Below are 21,717 nucleotides of genomic sequence, written 5' to 3' on the forward strand. Positions count from 1 at the left end.
CTTGCTTGCTTTGAAGGAGTACTACGATCGAAAAGCGGCAATTGGACAAATCGCAGCTGACGGCTGGATTGGGGGCGGGATCGATTTTATGCTTGAGATGGATCGGGATGGCCGGCTACGTGGCATTGCGGATCTAAGAGAAGGAACAGGCAAGAAAAAGCAGTCTCGCCCATTCCAGCTCCCGAACATCGGTAATCAAGCCCTGAAGCATACAAACAGCGGTACGGACGCTAACTTGCTTTGGGATAACGCCAAATTCGTTTTTGGCCTGGGGCCGAAAGGCGATTTGCATCTGCAAAGCATGATCGGCGCTATTGACCAATGGTTGGGTTCAACAGACGATGTCGGCGTTGCGGCGGTTCGTGCTTTTCTGCAGCAGGGTCTGGAAGATCGTAGTCATTTTAAGCTGGCGTTGGAACATCCCGAATACGGCGAGCCGTTAGGGACGGGCAGCGTCAAAGTTAGCTTCCGCGTCATGGAGACGCCCTATCCGATTGTTTTCCAATCTCCTGTAGTTGCTTCTGCCTTGGAGCGAGAGGAAGAAGGTACAGACGAATCAGTAGGAGCAACCTGTTTGATCACGGGAGAGCAAGATGTTGCGGTAGCTGTCACTCATCCCGTTATTAAAGGCGTAAGAGGCGCACAGTCATCAGGAGCGAACATCGTAAGCTTCAATGAAGAGAGTTTTACCTCGTATGCCAAAAAGCAAAGTCTGAATGCACCTGTCAGTAAAAGAGCGGCCTCTCAATATACGAAGGCATTAAACATGCTGCTTGAATCCAAGCAACGACTATTCGCAGGGGATATGTCGATTGTATGCTGGGCTGAGAAGGAGAGTGACTTTGAATCGGAATTCTCCGCGTTTTTCGAGGAGCCGTCGAAAGATAATCCCGACGAAGGAACGGAGAAAATCAACGCCATACTTCAATCCGTTCATTCAGGAGCCTATGCGGAGGACAACGGCAATACACGTTTTTATATTCTCGGTCTGTCTCCGAATATGGCGCGCATCTCCATCCGGTTATGGCAAATTGCAACCGTATCCGAATTTGCTAGTCGAATCAGGCAGTACTTCGAGGATTTCGCGATCGTTAAGCCTGCAAAGGAGCCGGAGTACTATTCAATCTGGCGAATTCTGGTCAACATTGCCGTGCAGGATAAGAGCGAAAACATCCCTCCGAATTTAGCAGGAGAGTTTATGCGTTCCATATTGGAGGGGACGCCGTATCCGGAAACGTTGCTGCAGGCAGCGCTACGTCGTATTCGTAGCGATACGGAATATCGCGTGAAGCCTGTTCGAGCAGCTTTGATTAAGGCGTATCTAAATCGAAATCTGCGTTTTTATCCCAACCAAAGTTATAAGGAGGTAGGAAGAGTATTGGACACTCATCAAACGTCAATTGGCTACCATCTCGGCAGTCTATTTGCCATATTGGAAAAAATCCAAGAAGAGGCAAACCCCGGCATTAACACTACGATTCGAGAAAGATTTTACGGGGCAGCAAGTACGACGCCAGTTACGGTGTTTGCAAATCTTCAACGATTGAAAAATTATCATTTGGCCAAGTTAGACAGTAAAGGCCGTGTGATTAGTTTTGAAAAATTGCTTGCAGAAACGATGGGTAGGTTAAAGTTGAAAAAAATCCCATCCCATCTCAATTTGCAAGAGCAAGGCATGTTTGCTTTAGGTTATTATCATCAGCGACAGGACTTGTTTACGAGCAAGAAGGCGGAAGCAACTAATATTGTTGGTAGCGAATCCATAATCAAGGAGGAGGAAGAAGCATGAATGAGGCATTGACTAAAAGATATGATTTTGTCGTTTTCTTTGACGTACAGGATGGAAACCCCAACGGCGATCCCGATGCCGGAAACTTACCGCGAGTAGATCCCGAGACGGGACATGGGTTGGTGACTGATGTTAGCTTGAAGAGAAAAGTCCGCAATTATGTTAGCTTAAAGAATGAAGAGCAGCCGCCGTATTCAATTTTTGTAAGAGAAAAATCGATTCTGAACCAGACAATTGAACAAGCCTATATCAGTTTAGATATTGATCTGAATGAAAAGCCGGCTGATTCCGAAGACGGTAAAAAGCGGAACAAAGTCGGACAAGGACAAGGCAAGGAAATTGACCGCGCCAAACAATTTATGTGTCAGAACTTTTATGATATTCGCACGTTCGGCGCCGTGCTATCCACCGGTCCGAATGCCGGTCAGGTGCGCGGTCCGGTACAGCTTACGTTTGCCAGATCGATTGATCCTATTGTTTCTCTAGAGCATAGCATTACCAGGATGGCTGTAGCGACTGAAGCAGAGGCCGAGAAGCAAGGTGGCGATAACCGCACGATGGGAAGAAAGTTCACGATTCCCTACGGTTTATATCGCGCGCACGGATTTGTATCCGCTCCGCTGGCAAGTCAAACCGGATTTTCGGAAATCGATTTGGAATTGCTATGGGAATCGCTCACGAACATGTTCGAGCACGATCGATCGGCAGCGCGCGGTCTGATGGGTACCCGGAAGCTAGTTATATTCGAACATTCGTCCAAGATGGGGAACATCGCGGTACAGCCCCTATTTGATGCGGTTACTGCCGAATTGAAAGATCGTAGCAAGCCGGCTCGGGGTTATAGCGACTACATTATTTCAATTAATCCGGAAATGATTCCGCCTAGTGTGAGAGTGATTGAACGGTAAGTGTCATGAGAGCAGCTCGTAGCGTGTGTGATGTTAAAAAATTTACAGACCGCTTTAAATCACTAATTACTTTGAAAAAAACTTGTTTTTAAGACTTGCTCGTAATCGTATAGAAGTGATACTAATCGAAGCGGAGTAACTCTTTGGAGTAGCGATAGCTCCTTTTTATATGCTAGCGCATTCGGCTATGAGCCAGAATGGTCATGACATCCAGACCGAGGTTCATGCACAGGATACAAAAAGGACTACATATACTTGGTGTAAATTATCTTGATATCACAACAAACGTATGTTGGGTAGATCCATCTATAGAGTTAAATGAAGGACACCCTTAATGAGGTGTCCTTCATGTTAGGTTGAATGATTATTTTTTACAGTGAACCGTATCACATGTAGGACGAAAAATTTTGTTGTAGGTATGGTGGGAGAATGCTGTGGAATAAGAGTTTGAGACCCCCAAAGTTAACAGGTTTTTGGGGTTTTTCTTTTGAGAAGAATCAACACAAAGACGATCATTTATAAACCTAACCAGAACCAAAACAAGTATTGCAAGAATAAATTTAATCCTGTCGCTGCTTCGATTTCGGGGGTAGTCTAACACTTTATGTTCATCAGATATTAACACGAGAAAGCAGTGTGCGAGAAATTCAATCTCACGCAATAGTTGAGACATTATTTTGTGAATTTGATATAATCAGCTTACGAATTGGAATATATTGTATAAGTCGAATGTCGTGGAACAACCTGGTTGGTTTCAAGTGTAGTGATCAGTTCGAGTAATAATTTTGTCTTGGAGGGATGACCCATATGGGGAACCAGACTTCACATGCTGCTCGACGTCAGACGGAAGATGTCCAAAGAAATCCATCTAGGCTTCAAATGACAACCGCATCGTTTACTCAACATGAGGATATACCGCATCAAACCATCATGCACTTGCAGCGGACGATTGGTAACCGAGCTGTTGCTAATCTGTTAACACAAAATGTGCCCTTTCTTTCAAGGAAAACGAATGAAACGGAATCGAAGTCTCACACGCATGGTTGCTCATGTCCAACATGCTCTCCCTCTCCTGTTCCTGAGAAGATACAGCTCAAATCGGAACAAACAATCATTCAGCGTTGCTCCGCATGCGAAAATGATGATTGCGATAATGGAGAAATCTGTGGAAATGAACCGGATATTGGTTCTTCTCGGATATCTTTCGGAGGAAGTTACCGGGAGAATAGATCGAATGCCGTCCGGTCGGCGGAAGAACGATCACGGTTTTCACACGTGACCCGAGATGCCAATGTAAATAGTATCCTTCAAAATGGCTTGATGACCAATTATGGGGGGATCGGAGGAGCCAGCCAGGCCATTGGCAGTCAGCAGTTCCAGCAGCACAGCCAAGGTCATGTTCATCTGGGGCAGGATACGGGACTTTCGGATAACCGGCCGAGTCAATTTTACCAGCAATTTTACGGTTCTCAAGGCATTCCGAATACAACCTTAACGGTTTATCCGGGACGGCAACAACTTTCCCAGCTTCATGATGATCCAGATGACACCCAAGGTCAGCGCTATCGTACAACCGTGGATGTGCCTCCTAGCCAAATTCATCCGATGCCCATTTCCGTACGGCCAAGCGGAACGATAGGCGTCGACTATGCGCCCTCGCAAGCGCTCTCCGCCGTTAGGCAACAACTTCCGCCTAGTTTCTCCGGTATGTCGAACAGTGAAATGACATCCTCGCTAGGGTCGAATATCCCCAATAGGGAAATGATTCTAGCTGCAACGAGCCGAGAAGAAATAGGAGATATTGCGAGACGGCTAAGAGAACTGGCGAGGGGAGGACAATTTAGTAACGGAACATCGCAAGAGTACCGGGAATTAACGAATTTAATCGCACAACGAATGTCATCCATGTAGAATCGAAAACAGCGGTTTGGATCACCCCATACCGCCTCGAACAGCGATAGATTGTCGTTTTGAACGGGTGAGCGGAACGTAGGTACGTTATGAGGCGATATTTTCGGTTGTAGGGACGTTTCGCGGAACTACCGTGCGTTATGAGCAGGAAATACTGGGTTTCAGGCACGTTTTCGCTCATTTAACGCACCCTAGTTCCGCCTAAGGGGGAGAAAAGGGATATTACCGTGGAATAAGGCTCCGTAGTTCCGTGTATATCGCTGTGCAGGGGGCATGGGCGATCTGGCAGTGCCTCCTCCGTTTTCTTGCGAAGCTTGCTGAGGCGACCACCTTGTCCATGCAAGGAACACGACTTTAATAGCGGTTGGAACCCCATACCCAACATATCCAATTCCTTCCCCATGCCTGGACGTATGGGTTCAGACGAGGACCTGAGGCATAGCCTCAGGCCTTTTTTCATTTGCACATGAGCAGCCGTTCAAGTATAGTCCAATGGTGAGGCTATAAATTACATACATCGTTGGAGCAGAAAGGATGGTTTGATGATTACTATTACAAGTTATACCGTGGAACTTGTGAAAGATCCATTTGGTATTTTAACCGGACAGCGCTATGAATTCATGTTGGACATTGAGGTTGAGGAAGACGATGAATTATATTCCGAAAGCGGACTGTACATTAGAGCGATTTTTAATGTGGATGAAGGCAGCACGAGGCTGATGAAATACGAGCTTTATGAGAAAACGACTCAGTTATACCTCGATTTCGATCTGGAAGACGATGAGGTGGCTGCAGTCGAAGCGTTTTGCTTGGCGCATTATCAAGATGCTGAATAAAACGCTGTTGTTACTTTAGAATCTGAAGCATTTGGTAAACTTCACGTCCATCGCCATGAAGATGATGTTCGCGACTATTTAGTTGAGAGGACCCGTCTCCATCTAGAAAGATGCCATCTGTCAATTGGCCAGGAACGATTTTCTGTAAAATTGCGCTGCGGAATTGCTCGATCGTACAAGGAGTGGGCGTCACAATGAGCCAAACATAACCTTGGCTGTCATAAGCTGCGGCTGAACGCAGGCGATTCTCATCATAAGCCGGCATCTCTTCTCTGATCATTTGAGCTTCCCAGCCGGCAGGATCCGCTAATTTCATACTTACACCGCCTTGTGCCCAGTAGTGGCTGCGATCTGTGATCTTGATCTCGCCTGCATGCTTCACAACCTGGATAGTGAAAGCCCTGAGCGCTGCATCCCAAACGAGTGTACCGCGAGGCACGTCCGTATTGTACCATCCCGTACCGTAATCATTGGCCTCTCCTTTGGCAGGAAGGTCATTGGTTACAGCAATGCTGAGCAAATCCGTATTGTAAAAAAATCCGCCATTAATGCCATATAAGCCAGTATCGGTTACGTTTTGACTGATGGCTTTGAGGGCGATGTTGTCGGGCTTAGTCTTTAGTGCGTAAAGATTGACGCCGTTGGCAGCGTGCAACTTCGAGTATGTGTAGGCATGGGGGTTCTTGCTGTTTTCGATAGCTAATGGAAAAAGCACAAAGGAAAGAGCCAGACCGACAACAGGAAATAAGAGCCACAGCGCAATCCCGCGATATTTGTGCATATTACGCAAACTTCACCACCTTGTTTTTGCCTGTCGTTTTCGCCCGGTACATCGCTTCATCCGCTTGTTTGATCAGTTCCTCAGCGCTCAGCCCGTTCTTGTACTTGCTGTATCCGATGCTGGCGGTAACAATCGTTTCCGTCTCAATCCGCTTGCGGACGCGCTCTGCGAACTCATCCATTTTAACCCTCGGATCGGTCACCATAATGACCATCTCTTCGCCGCCGTAACGGCCGGCAATGCCGCATTCCTCTGCCTCATCTTTCAGAATTTGCGCAACTTGCTTCAGCACGTCGTCACCCATTTGGTGGCCTTGCGTATCGTTCAGCTTTTTGAAATTGTCGATATCGCTGAATAAGATGTAAATCGGAAGGTGCCTCTGCACATATTGAGTAACCCTGTTATAGAAAAATTTGCGGTTAAACAAACGGGTAAGCCCGTCTGTAATGGAAGAGTTGTAAATAGCCTGCATGAGTTCGACCACACGCTCAAAGAGGATCATAAACAACAGGAAGTAATACACAATCGGCAACATGTTCCCCGTTAAGGTCAGCCATTTCTGCTGGCTGCCATACATATAAGCGTTAACGAGATGAACGGCTTGCATGAAAAAGTAAACCGTTAATCCAAGTTGATATTTCATTTGCTGCCCGATAAAAGGCGGAATCATATAAAAACAGAGGAAGATAAGCACAAAGACATAAAGCTCTAATCCAACGTCCTGCAGCAATCTGACTTGCTGGCTAGCTCCGCTGTACAACTGCGGTACATAGAAATGAAGCACAGAGACAACGAATCCCATAATAATCAGTCCGTAGAAGAACACATATTGCTTGCGTTTAGTCCGGTTATACAATTGATAGATGCCCATATTGACCAGTACAAAAGAAATGATTTTGAGCATCAGCAGCATATATGCCGTAAGGCTCGTATCGATGTCATGCAGCTTCAGGTAGAGCTGTAGCATAAAATGAATGCCAACAATAACAAGCGAGATGGTCATGGATAGATAGCCCTTTTTGCGGCGGTCCAAAAATAATCGTACCGATACGACAAACATAAGAGCCAGAATCACAAGCACAATAATACTCGATAAGATGGAAGCCAAATCACCGAATACGAGATCAATAACGTTCATGTATGCCTCCGGATGCCTGAATTTTCGACAAGTTGTGACTCTATTATAAAGGAAAATAAGAGGAAGGGATAGAATCGAATTGATAGGACTCGCGCTGTTCTCTTTTCTATTCGGCGCACAGCAGTTACAATAAGAAGGTAAGTTCAAGGTTTTTTTTGGAGAGGGGCTCATGCAATGAACATATTGCAAGCATTGTTTTTTCCGCCGGAACAACCCGGTGGGGTGTCATCCATGGTTCCCTATATTTTGGACCGATTTAATAAAAAAGGCTGGGAGATGGAGTTGTTTTCGCTGCCTAAACGCATTCGCGGCAAGGGGACAGAGGAAGTGGAATTTGCCACTTTCGATTGGCGGAAATATGCCGGAAACCCGATTGTTGATAAATACATCCAGACCTATAAGGATTACGTGTGGTGGACCAAGCTGCGATTGTCGAAAAACTATGATATTATTCATGCGCATCATCCGATCGCTGGCCTCGTGATGAAACAGATCTATCCGGATACGCCGGTTATCCTCACGATTCACTCGAGTTTTGAGAAAGAGCTGATTCTGAACGGTCGGATCGCGGAAAATGGGATTGAACATCAATTCCTGACCGCTATTTATGGTGAGCTGGAAGCGAAAGTCGATCAGATGATTACCGTTTCGAATTCATTCAAGCAATATTTGGCTGAATACATGCAGGATAACGAACGAGTCGGCGTCATTCCGAACGGCTTTGATGAGAAACGGTTCCGGCCGATTTCACATGAAAATCAGGTGACGCAATTCATTACCGTTTGTCGTTTAGTTCCGGCAAAAGGTTTGGATACGCTGCTCATCGCTTGCGGAGAATTGAAAAAACGTGGACTTCCCTTTGTGCTGCATATCATCGGAGATGGGCCAAGCCGGCAAGAACTCGAGCAGCTCGCTATCGAGCAGAACATTTATGAAGACACGATTTTCTATGGCTATATGCTGCATCCGGAAGAATTTATGCCATTCTTCGATGTGTTTGTTCTGCCTTCCAGAGCGGAGGCGTTCGGTTCGGTGTTTGCCGAAGCCGCGTTATGCTGGCTGGCACTCGTAGGAACGAATGTCGGCGGCATAGCCGAGCAGATCGAACATGGACATAACGGATTGCTAGTGCCGGTTGGCGATGCGATGGCGCTCAGTCATGCGCTGGAAAAGGTCATCATCGATCCGACGTTCCGGTACAATTTGGCGCGAACCGCGTGGGAAAAGGCGAAAAAAACGTATTCGCTCAACCGTGTGCTGCGCCAGTTGAAAAGCGTATACGAAAGATATCAAGTATAGGGGTATGTATAGATGAAACGACTGCGGTTCGTACATGCAGCGGATTTGCACGTGGACAGTCCGTTCAAAGGCATGTCGGCGCTGCCGGAGCGGGTGCGTGAGCGCATCAGGGAATCAACCTTTGGTGCGCTCAAAGAACTCGTGAGGTTAGCCATAGATAAACAGGTTGATTTCGTACTGATCAGCGGCGATGTGTACGATCTGTCGGATCGTTCGCTGCGAGCGCAAATTCGTTTCCAGAAAGCGATGGAGCAATTGGCCTCACAGGATATACCCGTTTATATCATACATGGGAATCACGATCCCGAGGATGGACGCGCGGCAAAGCTGGAATGGCCGGCAGCAGTCCATTTTTTTTCGTGCGATCGGGTGGAAACGCTGGTAGTATCCAAGCCGGATCGAGGGGCTATTGCGCAAATTCATGGCATTTCGTATCGGACCTCTTCCGTAACGGAGAATTTGGCTTTGCAGTTCAAAGCTGCGCAGGAGAGCTTGTATCAAATTGGTTTGCTGCATACAAATGTAGACGGCGATGCGGCACATGATAACTATGCCCCTTGCACGAAGCAGGACTTGATGGGGAGCGGCTTGGATTATTGGGCGCTAGGGCATGTACATACAAGGAAAATTTTGCATGAGCACAAGCCGGCGATTGTGTACCCAGGCAACATACAGGGCAGAAGCATTCGCGAAATAGGCGCCAGAGGATGCTACATCGTGGATGTTCACGAGGATGGCAGGGCAGAGCTGACGTTTGAAAGCTTGGATCGGGTCCGTTGGTTTCATGAAAGGATATCGGTTGCAGGCCTACAGACCGAACAGGAATTGAAGGACAAGCTCAGCGAGCAAATTGAGCGAATTCGCGACGAGGCAGCCGGCCGGGATGCTGTCGTCCGTTTCGTGCTTGAAGGGCGCAGCGCCGTGCATGCGCTGCTGCGCAAAGGGCGGGCGTTGGATGAACTGGCCGCAGAATTTCGCGAGGACGAGGCGGAGCGCAGCCGATTCGTCTGGATCGAGGGGATCGAGGACCACACGGGCAGCGAGATCGATCTTGAAGCGCTGCTGCAGGAGAAAAGCTTTCTCGGCGATCTGCTGCGGTTGTCGCAAGCGCTGCAGGGGGACGATGCAGCACTTGAAGAATTCGCCGCAGAAGCGCTGGCAGCGCTGCAGAGCTTGCCGCAGGCAGCCGGAGCGCCGGCCGCGGCCGATCTTGACCGACTGCGGCAGTGGCTGCGCGCCGCGGAAGAACTGGCCGCAGACTTCTTAGCTACGGATGGGGGGTGGCAGGAATGAGAATCACATCCCTGCATGTGGATGGCTTCGGCAGCTTACAGGGCAAGCAGCTGGACACGGATTCACCGGTGGCGCTGTTCTATGGTGCCAACGAAGCGGGCAAGAGCACGCTCATGGGCTTTGTCCGTGCGGTGCTGTTCGGCTTTCCGCCCCGTTCGAACCGGGCGGAGCGTTATGAACCGCTGGGCGGGGGCACCCACGGCGGCGCCCTGACCCTGCTCGATGCGCAGGGTCAAATCATTCGCGTCGAACGCTACGACGCGCCTGCCGCAGGCGGCAGACGAGCCTCTGCGGGGCTCGTGAAGGTGACCCTCGGTGATGGCACCACCGGGGGCGAGGAACTGCTGAACACGCTGCTGGGCGGCCTGTCGGCCGACCTCTTTCGCAGCTTGTTCGCCTTCGGGCTTACCGAGTTGCAGGAGCTGCGCACCTTGCAGACGGACGAGCTCAGCGGCTATCTGTACAGCGCTGGGCTGGGCGTGAGCGGCTCGGCCATCATGGAGGCCGAGCGCAAGCTGACGGCGCAGGCCGACGGCCTGTACAAGCCCCGCGGACGCAATCAGGAGATCAATCGTCTCCTGAGAGAGCTTGAGGGGCTGGAGCACACGCTTCGCCGCAGCAAGGACCACGCAGCCGAGTATGATCGGCTGCGTGAGGAGCGCCGCTCCGCCGAGGGGCGCATTGCCGCTTTGGAGCGGCAGCAGGAGGCGCTGCAGGCGGAGCTGCACAAGCTCAGCCTGGCCGGCAAGGCGCGCAGCGGATGGCTCCGCTTGCGCCATATCGGCCAGGAGCTGGCGGCGCTTCCCGCGCTGGCAAGCTTCCCCGAGCATGCCTCGACGAGACTCGAAGCGCTGGAAGCGGAGCTAGAGCGCGCGGAGGCGGAACGCACGCGCCTCACGGTCAAGCAGTTGGGCTTGCAGAGCCAACTGCTTGCTATGGAGCTGGTGCCCGATTTGCTGCTGCACCAGGTCGAGCTCAACCATCTGCTGGAGGGCGCGTCCAGCTATGAAGAGAATAAGCGCAGCGTCATAGAGCTGCGCGTCGAGCAGGAGCATCTGCGCTTGCAGGTGAACCGATTGCTAGGGCAAATCGACGAGCGCTGGGTGGAGCAGACGCTAGTTGCTTTTCCCGTATCGATTTCGCTGCGCGAGCAGGTTCGTTCCTTCCGGGATGCTTTCCAAAGCCGCCGCGCGGCGGAACTTCGCATCCGGACGGAAATCGGCAGTCTCCGTGCGCAGCGCAGCCGAGAACAAGAACATATCCAATCCATAGAAATGGATTTGCATAGAAAAGGTATTCATTTAGATCGATTAGACGCTATGAGGGACAGATCCTTGGAAGGAAGCGCTGCGCTGCAACGGCTGTCGAGGGACTATGCGCAGTGGCAGCTGCTCCTCCGGGATGTGCAGCATCATCGAGAGCGCCAAGAGGAGAAACGTCAGTACCAGCTTCATCTCGAAGAAGCGGCTGCGCAAAGCCATTCATCTTCGCGACGCAATCAACAAAGGCTTTTCTTGCTGATGTCGGTGTTGACCATCTTGGTTCCTGGTTGGCTGTTAGTGAAGCAAGATAGGGGCACAGCACTGCTTGTTTTTGTGCTTTTTGCCGTGATTTCATTATATATATTACTAGCGGGTCGGGGGACGAAACCGAAGCGTTCCTCACGTGTTTGGCCTTCCACGCTTATTGCGGATGGAAGGGGAGAAGGGAGCCTGCATGCGGAAGAAGGGCAGCGTGTCATAGAGGAACTGCACCGCTTGGAACGCAGCTTGCAGGATCAAGTGCAAAGGCAGATGCAGCTCCACGGACAGGCTTACGCTGAGGCTTCGGCATCGATAGCGGACGATTGGCAGGAGCGTGATCGCCAGTTCCCTTTGCAGGAGCTTCAGCCGCAGCTTGATGCCTGGCTGCGCGAGGCGGAGACGCGGGAGCTTCAGCGCGGCGAACAGGATCGCAAGCTTGAGAAGCTCAGGGATGCCAAAGATTCGCTGCAGCAGCTGCAGCAACAGGAAGATACGCAGAACGATGATCTATCTGCGTTAATGGAAGAGCTGGAACAGCTTCAGACAGAGTGGGGCAGTTGGCTTGCATCACTCCAACTAAGCATCCATCTTTCGCCGGATGCCGCGCTTGAGACGATTCAAGCGATCGAGCAGGGCCATGAGCTGCTTCGGCAGTTAGGCAAGCTCGCGGCTAAGCAAGAATCGCTGCAAGAGGTTGTTGACCGTTTTGAGACAATGGCTGCGGCGCATCTTAAGCTGCCGCCCAATATGCATAATGAGCCGATCGTTGCGCTCAAACGCTGGAAAGAGCAGGAGCAGCACCAGCTTCATCTTCTTGCGGAGCAGCAGCGGCTGAATCAGCTTTATGCCGAGGGAGAGCAGGATCTCCTTGTCCTGAAAGAGACACTTCAGAGAACACAGGAGCGGCTGGATCAACTCCTCACCGAAGGGTCGGCGGCGGATGGCGAAGCGTTGCGCCTAAACGAGCGGCAGCAGGAAGCGCGAATGAAGCGAATCGATGAACAATATTTGCTGGAAACTTCCTTGGAATCGCTTGTCGGCAGGGAGCAGCTTCCCTCATTTATTGAACTTTTGGCATTGCACGGAGAAGACGAATTGGCTTCCAGGCTCGAGTTGCTGGAAAGTGAGCGGCAAAAAGCTGCAGAAGAAGCGAATGAACGCCGAGAGGCTGTCGGCAAGCTGACCGGTGAGATCAGCAAGCTGGAACAGGGCTCGGAGCATGCGGATCAGCTCCTGCAAGCCGAATCTTACCGGGCTTCGATTCGACAGCACGTGGATCAATATGCAATTGTATCCTTATCTTCGCTGCTTATGAAAAAAGCGCGGGACGTTTATGAGCGGGATCGCCAGCCTGGCGTGCTTTTACGGGCATCCGCTTATTTTGAGAGAATGACCAATGGGCAGTTTACAGCGATTAAATCACCGTTTGGCGAGCAGAGACTAATCGCTGTGCGAGCGAATGGGCAACTGCTGGAGACAAGTCAGCTCAGCCGTGGAACGGCAGAACAGCTCTATCTTTCCATGCGCTTTGCGCTCGTGGAAGAATATGCGGGGAAAGCGGTGTTGCCGCTGGTGATGGATGATATTCTCGTGAATTTTGACGAGGTGCGCATGGAAAGCTGTTTGCGCGTTATTGCCGATATCAGTAGTAGGCATCAAGTTTTTTTATTTACTTGCCACAGTCATGTTCGTGAGGCGGCGGTTCGCATTCTTGCAAGCCATCGTTTGATCCATTTATAACATGAGAATTAGCGGACAACATCACCTGAAAGGAGGGGGAATGGGGATGGAACCCGAAGGAGACAAGAAAAGAGAGCATCGCGAAATTACATATCAGGTCGGTTGGAAAAAAGGGAAAATCGAGTGGAATGAAGGGATTTCTTCACCGCTTCATGTGCATTCCCTGAATCAGGCGGACGGGGAAACTTTGAATGGACAGCGCTGGCTGCGGCTCTTGTGGCATGCTGTCCCAGCTCTGCCTGGCGCTCTTCTATTGCCTCTCTTATATGCGCTTCCCGTTGTCCTTTTTATATTGACTATCGTTCTTGTATACAGTTTACGCTTGTAAAGCGTGCGCCACGTGCGCCATTACGATGAAAAGGGGGAATCTTCATGAATTTGTTTTTAGCCATAGTTGGCGGCTTAATAGGTCTTATCGTTACAGGAGTTGCTGTGTATACGGCTTGGATGGTGCATCAGCTTTGGAAACAGCAAGATGAGGGCCTGAAGCGATCCAGCCAGGCTGAGATTGCAGCCTCGTATTTCTCAAGATGGACGATCATGGACTATGCGGTTATCGGTTTATTTCTGATTGGGCTCCTGCTGCTGTTAGCTGAACTATTCGCCGTTCTCAGAGATAAAACGGCTTTGGAAAATTTCCATTTTGCCTATCTGTTAAGCGGCATTGTTCTATCTGCAATGGGAATGCTGCTGCTATTTGTTCGTTTGCTCGTCGTACTTGGATTTATCCGATCCGGCGCCTTACCTCACACGATTTCGCCAAACCATCAGAATAAGCCAGACCACACTGATCAAGCCGAATAATGGATATAAAGTAGTCATCAGCGCCTTGAAGCCGATCAGGGAGACGATATAGCTTAGACCCAGTATACTGATTAAAAGCACCTTGGGGTGCAGCTTGGTACGCTGTTGCAATTGGAGAGACAAGCCGTAGGCATCCGCAATATATGTAGTGAAGATTTCACCGTAGATGACGAGCAAATAAGCGATTTGCGGCACAGCGCCTAGGCGGGTAATGATGTTTCCCATCGGAATCTCGAATTGCGAGATGCCGGGCATTTGTGCGGATAAAGCGTAGTGTGCAGACAACAAGAGCAGTCCTATCCCCGCCCCGCCGAGCAATCCTCCCCAATAGAGAATGGAGCGATTCTGGATGGATGCTCCCATGGGAACCAGCACAGCTTGGGCCATAGCGAGGTTGAACGCGGTATAAAGGAAGGGTGCGAACCATATTTTAGCAAAAGCGTGATCGCTCGTGAGGGTTAACCAGTTGTTGGACGCAGGCGAATGCCACGTATAAATCACGATGACGACACTAAACATCAGCATAATGGGAACGACAATGGAATTGACCGTCATAATCGCGCTAATGCCGCGGGACAGGACAAAGTAGGCGAGCAATAAAGTGACGAGCAGCCCCGTCTGATACGAAAGATGAAGCTGTTCTTCGAAAACAGTCCCGCCACCGGCAAGCATAACGGTTGTAATGCCGAATAGAATGACCATCGTGAACAGACTGATCCAATCGCCGATTTTTTTGCCGAACAGCACTTTATTTAAATCTTCATAGGATTCAGCTTTAAGGTCATGGGCCATTAGCATAAGTTTGATCCCTATCCATACGAATAGGATGCTAGCAAGCCCGATTGTCAGTGTTGCCATCCAGCCGTATCGGGTGAAAAATTGTAAAATCTCCTGTCCGGAGGCGAATCCTGCTCCGACGATCGTACCGATATAAGTAAAAGCGACACGGACGATTTGTGATCCTGTTCGCATACATTGCTCCTCACTTCGTCGTTTGATATAGTACAAGGTATGTTCAGTTTGAAGGTAGCATGACAGGAACTTGGGGCAAGCCCTTTTTTCTGGTAAAATAGGTTTATATGGGAATACGTTTATTCGGGAGTGTGTCTTTCGTGAAGGAAGCTCTTTATGATTTTATCGGTCATTATGGCTATATTGCCTTGTATCTCTTGCTTTCGGCAGGTATTGTAGGCGTACCTGTTCCTGATGAGACGTTAATGGCGTTCGTCGGCTCGTTAACTGCGCCTGGCGGCCCGTTTACTTACACGACGACCTTAATCGTAATATACGCCGGAACCATGACAGGCATGGTTGTCAGCTATATGCTTGGCCATCGGGTCGGTAAGCCGTTTCTGTACCGCTATGGGAAATGGATCAAACTTACGCCAAGCCGAATCGAGAGAGCCGAGGGCTGGTTTAAGAAATATGGGCTTTGGGCCGTATTTTTTGGCTACTTTGTCCCAGGTGTCCGGCATTTTACTTGTTATTTATCAGGGGTAAGCGGGGTCAAATTTTACAAATACTTATTGTACGCAGGAACCGGGGCCTTCGTGTGGTGTACAACCTTTTTGACACTAGGCCATTTTATCGGAAGCAACTTGGATGGCTTGTTCGAGCTTATCCACAAATATATGGGAATGAGTTTGATGATCCTGGCCGTATGTGCTGTCCTCGGAATCTTAATCTACCTGCGTTTCCGCAAACGAAGAGCACTGCATTAATACATACTAGAAAGACCATGATAGTTCCGAAACTTCGGAGACGTCATGGTCTTTGTCATTCTTTTATTCAATTAGTGATCCGCGAATAGCTTAATGGATTGGATCGTGTTTTCTTTGGGATCAATGTCAATCTTAAGAATCGTGTTTTGTGATTTATAGGAAAGCACGAATGAGGTGTTCGTATCTGGTTTGCCCAGAATCGTAATCGCGTCCTGCGCTTTTTGGCCAAGTCTCAGTCCGCGGAGCCCTGGATCAATATCAAGAGAATGAACATCAACGAACTCAAGCTGATCTTTTTTGTTAAAGCCAACTGAGAAATCCGTAAAATCGTACACTTCTATGGCATCTTCGTCTTCGTCCATGATGAATTGTTTCTTCGCTTTGCCGAAACTGTCCAAAACGGTTTTCTTCGGCGTTGCGAGTTTTAAGCCCATCAATGTCGGCTTTTCCTGCTGATAAGCGTCTTCCGCTTTCACTTTTGGCTTGGCTGTAGGCTTGGCGCTTGTTACATTCTGCGGAATATCGGATAAGTCGGTCTTGTTCGTACCCGCGACTTGGGCTTCATGCTTGGCTTTGTCTTCAGGTGTTGATGTAGGCGCCGGTGAGGCCATCTGAATAGCCGGAGGCAAGCTTGCAAGAGCCACTGGCTGCACATAGGCTGGTGATGCTATTGGAGGCTGTGCGGACGGAACAGATGACTTTTGGCAGCCAGCTACCAGAAGTGAAGCGAACGCAACGGGCACACAGCTAAGAACGATTAATTTTACAGGTTTATTCATCGTCATCTTTCCTTTCTGCCGAATAAACGTGAGGTGAAAACGCAACATTACTAATCATACCGCTTAACGGTTGTCAATCTCAATGCTCAATTGTGAGCAATTATTGGCAATTTTAAACACTTATCTATATAGACACCTGTTCCTCTGTAAAAGTTTCACTTCAAAAGGCCTAAGTCTGTAAATTGGGACTTGAAACCTACTTGATCAATATGGTAACTTACTCATAATACAATTAGGAGAGACTTTGATCTTTGCTCAAAGTATGGAGGTCGTCAAAATGGAAATATTGAAGCAGCGGATCTTAGAAGTAGGTGTCGTCGTATCGGATCAAGTTCTTAAGCTGGACGCCATTCTGAATCATCAGGTGGATCCGGTGCTGATCATGGAGATGGGGAAAGAGTTTGCGAGACTGTTCGGTGAGACCAAGCCTGATAAAATATTGACGGTGGAGTCTTCGGGTATCCCGATTGCTTTTGCCACCGCTTTGCAGCTTGGCGTCCCTATGGTTTTCGCTCGTCGCAAGAAGACGTTAACCATGGACCAGGATACATACAGCGAGCGCGTGCCTTCCTTTACCAAAGGCATTGTAACGGACATTATGGTTTCCTCCCATTTATTGAAAAAAGGGGAGCGTGTGCTGCTCATTGATGATTTCATCGCGAATGGGGATGCTGCGCGCGGCTTGATCCGGATCATTGAGAAAGCGGAAGCGGAGCTTGTCGGCTGCGGGATTGTGGTTGAAAAGCTGTTCCAGGCAGGCGGGAAATCGATCCGTGAACGAGGTATTCGCGTGGAATCTTTGGCGCGTATTGCATCGCTGGCGAACGGGCAAATCACTTTTGACTGATTTTTCAAGTAAGGTATGCCTTCCCTGAAAGCGATTTTTCCTTTATAATGGTTTCATGGTAAGAGAGGAGGCTGACAACTATGGGAATTGAAAATGGTTCTGCTGAATATTTTATGACAAAGCTGGGAGAAGCGAAAACTCACTTTGAACGTGCTCTTGACTGTAAGCATACAGAGTTTGATGACCTCTATCCCTATATGATTGAACACCCTCAATTTTTTTGGTACAAACGCTATGTGGCTTGGTCGGAATTGTTGACAGTTGTGAAGCTCTGCACAGAGCTGTCATTTGAGTGGGAAGGACAATTCTCTACGGCTCAAGCGGAATATATTCAGAAGCGTGTGATGTCGAGCAAGGTCCTTGACTTCTGGTTCGAGACGAACGATTCCAAGGAGCATGTTAGTTAAATTTCATCTTCAAATAAAAGGCCAATGCATCCTTTTGGATGTGTTGGCTTTTTTACATTATAGAATTTATAAAATTTCAGGGAGGGCATGCCTTCCACCTTGTTTTTGTTATTGGTAAGGCAGAGATATGGAGACGAACATCCTGTTGGGAGTAAAAGATCGGGAAGTGCGACAGCGGTTTGGAGTATTGAAATATTGCAATTCCGCCACGATCTGCGATAGATCGTCTTTTTGCATGGGTGAGCGGAACGTAGGTACGCTATGAGACGGTATTTTCAGTTGAACGGACGTTTCGCGGAACTTCCGTACCTTATGAGCAGGAAATGTGGGGTTTTCGGCAGAGTTTCGTACATTTAACGCACCCTAGTTCCGCTTCAGGGGGAGAAAAGGGACATGAGCGTGGAATAAGGTATCGTAGTTCCGTCGATTTCGCTGTGCATGGGGATTGACGGTTCGGCAGTACCTTCTCCGTTTTCTTGTGAGGCATGCGGAAGTGAAATGTAACTCGGAATGTTACAGGGGTGTTCATGGAAAACCCCATACCCAATTCCCTCCCCATGCCTAAACGTGTGGGTTTAGTTAAGGACTTTGCCTCAGGTTAGGTTTTTCTTATAATGATTACAACCATATTTTTCTCAAAAGGATGGATACAGGCAATGAGCTTTCAGTTAACGGATCAGGTCATTCGGTCATTGTGCGGCCTGTTTGCATATGAGAAGGGGGAAGATTTCTACCAGGAGGGCAGGGTAACCTTCACGAATGAGGATTCCGGAAGAGATGAATACGAAGCTATTGTTAAAGAGGAAAGCATGCATGAGGTCCGCGTGGAATTCGATTCACACGATGAAATCGATGCAAGATGCACATGCCCTGCGTATTTTCCTGACGACTTCTATTGCGCGCATATTGCCGCGGTGCTGCTGCATATTCAAGATTTTCAGGCGGCTTCTTCACCATCTATGAGGGATTCCAGGGAGCTGGCGAATAACAACGAAGCAGTGACTTCGGCTGGTGACTCGCTCATGACGTCCGGCCTGTTGGCGTTATTCGGTGAAAAGACGCTGCTTTCAACTCAGACGCGAGCCCTTTTTGATGCGCGGGAAGTTCTCGACGTGGAGTTTACCTGCAAACCATTTTCTTTCCACCGGAAAATCATGTTCGGCATTGAGATCAAAGTCGGGTCAAAACGGTTGTACATGGCCCATAAAATCAGAGAGTTTCTGGATCATATCGACCGGAAAAAAGCGTATGTATTCTCTAAAAACTTCATTTATGATCCAAATCATCACAGCTTCGGAAAAGAAAACGATGCGATACTGCGTCAACTCATTCAAATCTATCGTCAGGAAGAGATATACCGAGATTCGGGTAATTCGCTGAATCGTTTGGGGGGCGAAAGGATGATTTTGATTCCGCCTCTTTTTGGGGAGAAGCTGCTGCCGTTGCTTGTGGATGCTCCTTTAGGCAAGATAGAGCAGGATAACCGCACCATTAACGGGATTGAATGGAACGAGGCTTCCATTCCTCTGAGCTTTGAGTTCGATCAGGCTCGGACTGAAGGTTACCAGTTAGAGGTTCTGGGGTTGGATGAAATTATCGTTATGGAGGCTTATGGCATTGTCCTTTCCGAAGGAAAGCTGCAGAAGCTGCCGGATCAGCAATGCAAACGCCTTGCGGAGCTTAAGCAGATGATGGAAGCTTCCCGCAGGCACCGAATCCAAATACCGCATACACAAATAGAGCCATTTATGGAAAAGGTGATTCCTGGTCTCATGAAGCTGGGAAGCGTTCGAATCGCGCAAAGCGTTTCGGATCGGATGATGCAAATGCCCTTAAAGGCCAAGCTTTACCTAGACCGGGTCAAGGATCGGTTGCTTGCTGAGTTGGAGTTTCAATATGGTGAAATTCTTATCAATCCGTTAGAAGGCAGCATTCAGCGCCGCAGCGGGGACCGCATTCTCGTGCGGGACGGAGAGCAAGAAAGGCAAATTCTTTCGCTCATGGAGCAAGGCGCGTTCGCGAAAACAGAAGTCGGCTATTTCCTCGATGACGAAGAGGCGGAATATGAATTTTTGCATAACATCGTTCCACAGTTGGAGAAGCATTTGGTCGTTTATGCCACTTCAGCGGTAAAAGCCAAGCTTTATACCGGGCCGATCCATCCGAAGGTTAAAGTTGATGTGGATGAGCGGACAGATTGGCTGGAATTCCAGTTTGAACTGAGCGGAATTCCAGAATCGGAGATTCGACGTATCCTTAAGTCTCTGGCGGAGAAACGGAACTTCCATAAGCTTCCGAATGGGGCGTTAATGCCTCTGGAAAGCGCCGAGTTTCAAGAAATTGTCCGTGTCATGAATGAGTTAGGGATAGGCCATAGAGACGTTCTCGCAGAGAAAATCCGTCTTCCTGTTATTCGAGGACTCCAGTTGATGGTTGCCGAGAGACAAGGGAATGCCGTGAGCCTTGGCAAATCGCTTCGACGTCTGCTGGACAATGTGCGCAATCCCGATCATTTGGAATTCCCTGTGCCGTCAAGCCTGGAATCCGTGCTTCGGGATTATCAGAAATATGGGTTCGGCTGGATGAAGACGCTTGCCCATTATCGGTTTGGCGGCATCCTCGCAGATGATATGGGTCTTGGTAAAACGCTGCAAAGCATAGCTTTTATTGTCTCCATGTTGCCCGAGATCAGGGAGCGGAAGCTGCCTGCGATTATAGTTTCTCCTGCTTCTCTCGTGTATAACTGGCGGAATGAATTCAAAAAATTCGCGCCAGAGCTGCTAGTTGTCATTGCTGATGGTACTAGGGTGGAGCGTACCAAGATTTTGAAACATGCAGCGAATGTGGATGTGATCATTGCCTCTTATCCACTGCTGCGAAGGGACATCGATTTATATGTCGACTCATCTTTTCATACGCTCATTCTGGATGAAGCGCAGGTATTCAAAAATTATGCGACCCAAACCGCACAGGCTGTGAAAGTGATTAGGGCACAATACCGTTTCGCCTTAACGGGAACACCTGTGGAGAACAGACTAGAGGAGCTCTGGTCCATCTTTGATGCGGTGTTTCCAGCGTTGTTCCCGGCGAGAAAGGCCTTCAACGAATTATCCAGGGAAACCGTGGCTAAGCGGATTCGCCCCTTCCTGCTGCGCAGGTTAAAGACGGACGTGCTCAAAGAGCTGCCGGAAAAGATCGAGTCGCTGCAGGCCTCAGAGCTGCTGCCGGAGCAAAAGAAGCTGTATGCCGCTTATCTGGCCGAGCTGCAGCAGGAAACGTTGAAGCATCTGAACGAACAGGGCTTTCAGAAAAACAGAATCAAAATCCTGGCCGGTTTGACCCGTCTCCGCCAGTTATGCTGTCATCCTTCATTGTTTGTAGAAGATTATACCGGCAGCTCGGCAAAATTCGAACAGTTGCTGGAAATTATAGAAGATTGCCGAAGTGCCGGGAAGCGATTGCTAATCTTCTCGCAATTTACACAGATGTTGGCATTGATGGAGAGGGAACTTAGCGTACAGGGTGTGCCTTATTTCTATTTGGATGGCCAAACGCCTCCCGCAGAGCGAGTGGAATTATGCAACAGATTCAATGGCGGTGAACGCGATTTGTTTCTGCTTTCTTTAAAAGCAGGCGGCACCGGCCTGAATTTGACTGGAGCGGATACGGTAGTCCTCTATGACTTATGGTGGAATCCAGCTGTGGAGCAGCAGGCAGCCGACCGTGCCCATCGCATTGGACAGCAAAACGTTGTGCAAGTTATTCGCCTTGTTACTCAAGGTACGGTGGAGGACAAGATGTATGAGCTCCAACAAAGAAAGAAAAACCTGATCGAGGAAGTCATCCGTCCTGGTGAAGAGGCGCTATCTACGCTGTCGGAGCAGGAAATCCGGGAGATTTTGATGATTGAATCTTGAACGAATCAGGGAGTCCTGACTTTC

General features: G+C 49.0%; 17 protein-coding genes. 13 read left to right on the top strand and 4 right to left on the bottom strand.

The genetic code is table 11. The features are described 5' to 3' along the window. The first annotated feature begins 1 nt into the window (after position 1). The 4 genes from cas8c to ABRS97_RS05375 all read left to right on the top strand — a co-directional run bounded on the left by cas8c (position 2) and on the right by ABRS97_RS05375 (position 5,444). Positions 2-1,789, top strand: a complete 1,788-nt coding sequence (cas8c, locus tag ABRS97_RS05360; RefSeq protein ID WP_367859103.1) for a type I-C CRISPR-associated protein Cas8c/Csd1 — start codon at positions 2-4, stop codon at positions 1,787-1,789. Then, positions 1,786-2,697, top strand: a complete 912-nt coding sequence (gene cas7c, locus ABRS97_RS05365) for a type I-C CRISPR-associated protein Cas7/Csd2 (RefSeq protein ID WP_367811867.1) — start codon at positions 1,786-1,788, stop codon at positions 2,695-2,697. Before cas8c ends, cas7c begins: the two co-directional genes overlap by 4 nt. An 807-nt stretch (positions 2,698-3,504) precedes the next feature. Next, positions 3,505-4,608 (top strand): hypothetical protein, encoded by a 1,104-nt coding sequence (locus ABRS97_RS05370; protein WP_367811868.1) that lies wholly within the window; start codon positions 3,505-3,507, stop codon positions 4,606-4,608. 542 nt (positions 4,609-5,150) lie between these two features. Beyond that, positions 5,151-5,444, top strand: a complete 294-nt coding sequence (locus tag ABRS97_RS05375; protein WP_367811869.1) for a DUF6509 family protein — start codon at positions 5,151-5,153, stop codon at positions 5,442-5,444. A 10-nt stretch (positions 5,445-5,454) separates the two neighbouring features. Here ABRS97_RS05375 and ABRS97_RS05380 read toward each other — a convergent pair whose 3' ends face one another. Together ABRS97_RS05380 and ABRS97_RS05385 are read right to left on the bottom strand one after the other, a co-directional pair. Beyond that, positions 5,455-6,225: a hypothetical protein gene (locus tag ABRS97_RS05380; protein ID WP_367811938.1), complete on the bottom strand. Its 771-nt coding sequence runs from the start codon at positions 6,223-6,225 to the stop codon at positions 5,455-5,457. A 1-nt stretch (position 6,226) separates the two neighbouring features. Then, positions 6,227-7,363, bottom strand: coding sequence for a GGDEF domain-containing protein (locus ABRS97_RS05385; RefSeq protein ID WP_367811870.1), 1,137 nt, complete (start codon positions 7,361-7,363; stop codon positions 6,227-6,229). Positions 7,364-7,537: 174 nt separating this feature from the next. On the opposite strand from ABRS97_RS05385, the gene ABRS97_RS05390 reads away from it, so the two are divergent. From ABRS97_RS05390 to ABRS97_RS05410, 5 genes are read left to right on the top strand one after another with little or no spacing between them, the layout of a single operon-like run. Beyond that, entirely contained in the window at positions 7,538-8,662 is a 1,125-nt protein-coding gene (locus tag ABRS97_RS05390; RefSeq protein WP_367811871.1) for a glycosyltransferase family 4 protein, read from the top strand. A 12-nt stretch (positions 8,663-8,674) separates the two neighbouring features. After that, entirely contained in the window at positions 8,675-9,955 is a 1,281-nt protein-coding gene (locus tag ABRS97_RS05395; protein ID WP_367811872.1) for a metallophosphoesterase family protein, read from the top strand. After that, positions 9,952-13,218, top strand: coding sequence for an AAA family ATPase (locus ABRS97_RS05400; protein WP_367811873.1), 3,267 nt, complete (start codon positions 9,952-9,954; stop codon positions 13,216-13,218). The genes ABRS97_RS05395 and ABRS97_RS05400 overlap by 4 nt, the downstream gene beginning before the upstream one ends. A 46-nt stretch (positions 13,219-13,264) precedes the next feature. Next, entirely contained in the window at positions 13,265-13,546 is a 282-nt protein-coding gene (locus ABRS97_RS05405) for a hypothetical protein (RefSeq protein ID WP_367811874.1), read from the top strand. Positions 13,547-13,590: 44 nt separating this feature from the next. After that, positions 13,591-14,022, top strand: coding sequence for a hypothetical protein (locus tag ABRS97_RS05410; RefSeq protein ID WP_367811875.1), 432 nt, complete (start codon positions 13,591-13,593; stop codon positions 14,020-14,022). On the opposite strand, the gene ABRS97_RS05415 is transcribed toward ABRS97_RS05410, so the two are convergent. Next, positions 13,960-14,994: a YkvI family membrane protein gene (locus ABRS97_RS05415; protein ID WP_367811876.1), complete on the bottom strand. Its 1,035-nt coding sequence runs from the start codon at positions 14,992-14,994 to the stop codon at positions 13,960-13,962. The genes ABRS97_RS05410 and ABRS97_RS05415 overlap by 63 nt on opposite strands. Positions 14,995-15,134: 140 nt before the next feature. Here ABRS97_RS05415 and ABRS97_RS05420 point away from each other — a divergent pair, with 140 nt between their 5' ends. After that, on the top strand, positions 15,135-15,743 hold the full coding sequence (locus ABRS97_RS05420) for a DedA family protein (RefSeq protein ID WP_367811877.1): 609 nt from the start codon (positions 15,135-15,137) through the stop codon (positions 15,741-15,743). Positions 15,744-15,814: 71 nt separating this feature from the next. Here the strand turns inward: ABRS97_RS05420 and ABRS97_RS05425 are convergent, their stop codons facing one another. Next, positions 15,815-16,522, bottom strand: coding sequence for a DUF4309 domain-containing protein (locus ABRS97_RS05425; protein WP_367811878.1), 708 nt, complete (start codon positions 16,520-16,522; stop codon positions 15,815-15,817). 277 nt (positions 16,523-16,799) lie between these two features. Between ABRS97_RS05425 and ABRS97_RS05430 the strand changes: the two genes are divergently transcribed. From ABRS97_RS05430 to ABRS97_RS05440, 3 genes are all read left to right on the top strand, one after another. Further along, entirely contained in the window at positions 16,800-17,369 is a 570-nt protein-coding gene (locus ABRS97_RS05430) for a xanthine phosphoribosyltransferase (RefSeq protein ID WP_367811879.1), read from the top strand. A gap of 80 nt (positions 17,370-17,449) precedes the next feature. Then, complete coding sequence (locus ABRS97_RS05435) at positions 17,450-17,776, top strand: hypothetical protein (protein WP_367811880.1); 327 nt, start codon at positions 17,450-17,452, stop codon at positions 17,774-17,776. Between the two features lie 656 nt (positions 17,777-18,432). Beyond that, entirely contained in the window at positions 18,433-21,693 is a 3,261-nt protein-coding gene (locus ABRS97_RS05440; RefSeq protein ID WP_367811881.1) for a DEAD/DEAH box helicase, read from the top strand. Positions 21,694-21,717: the final 24 nt, after the last annotated feature.

Source organism: Paenibacillus tabacirhizosphaerae (assembly GCF_040812395.1).
Lineage (GTDB): Bacteria > Bacillota > Bacilli > Paenibacillales > NBRC-103111 > Paenibacillus_E.

Excerpts from the sequence above, each read along its gene's own strand:
- ABRS97_RS05380 (WP_367811938.1), bottom strand. The coding sequence starts at position 6,225 with ATGCACAAATATCGCGGGATTGCGCTGTGGCTCTTATTTCCTGTTGTC.
- ABRS97_RS05400 (WP_367811873.1), top strand. The coding sequence starts at position 9,952 with ATGAGAATCACATCCCTGCATGTGGATGGCTTCGGCAGCTTACAGGGC.
- ABRS97_RS05385 (WP_367811870.1), bottom strand. The coding sequence starts at position 7,363 with ATGAACGTTATTGATCTCGTATTCGGTGATTTGGCTTCCATCTTATCG.
- ABRS97_RS05435 (WP_367811880.1), top strand. The coding sequence starts at position 17,450 with ATGGGAATTGAAAATGGTTCTGCTGAATATTTTATGACAAAGCTGGGA.
- ABRS97_RS05430 (WP_367811879.1), top strand. The coding sequence starts at position 16,800 with ATGGAAATATTGAAGCAGCGGATCTTAGAAGTAGGTGTCGTCGTATCG.
- ABRS97_RS05415 (WP_367811876.1), bottom strand. The coding sequence starts at position 14,994 with ATGCGAACAGGATCACAAATCGTCCGTGTCGCTTTTACTTATATCGGT.
- ABRS97_RS05440 (WP_367811881.1), top strand. The coding sequence starts at position 18,433 with ATGAGCTTTCAGTTAACGGATCAGGTCATTCGGTCATTGTGCGGCCTG.
- ABRS97_RS05390 (WP_367811871.1), top strand. The coding sequence starts at position 7,538 with ATGAACATATTGCAAGCATTGTTTTTTCCGCCGGAACAACCCGGTGGG.
- ABRS97_RS05410 (WP_367811875.1), top strand. The coding sequence starts at position 13,591 with ATGAATTTGTTTTTAGCCATAGTTGGCGGCTTAATAGGTCTTATCGTT.
- ABRS97_RS05395 (WP_367811872.1), top strand. The coding sequence starts at position 8,675 with ATGAAACGACTGCGGTTCGTACATGCAGCGGATTTGCACGTGGACAGT.
- ABRS97_RS05370 (WP_367811868.1), top strand. The coding sequence starts at position 3,505 with ATGGGGAACCAGACTTCACATGCTGCTCGACGTCAGACGGAAGATGTC.
- ABRS97_RS05425 (WP_367811878.1), bottom strand. The coding sequence starts at position 16,522 with ATGAATAAACCTGTAAAATTAATCGTTCTTAGCTGTGTGCCCGTTGCG.
- cas7c (WP_367811867.1), top strand. The coding sequence starts at position 1,786 with ATGAATGAGGCATTGACTAAAAGATATGATTTTGTCGTTTTCTTTGAC.
- ABRS97_RS05405 (WP_367811874.1), top strand. The coding sequence starts at position 13,265 with ATGGAACCCGAAGGAGACAAGAAAAGAGAGCATCGCGAAATTACATAT.
- ABRS97_RS05375 (WP_367811869.1), top strand. The coding sequence starts at position 5,151 with ATGATTACTATTACAAGTTATACCGTGGAACTTGTGAAAGATCCATTT.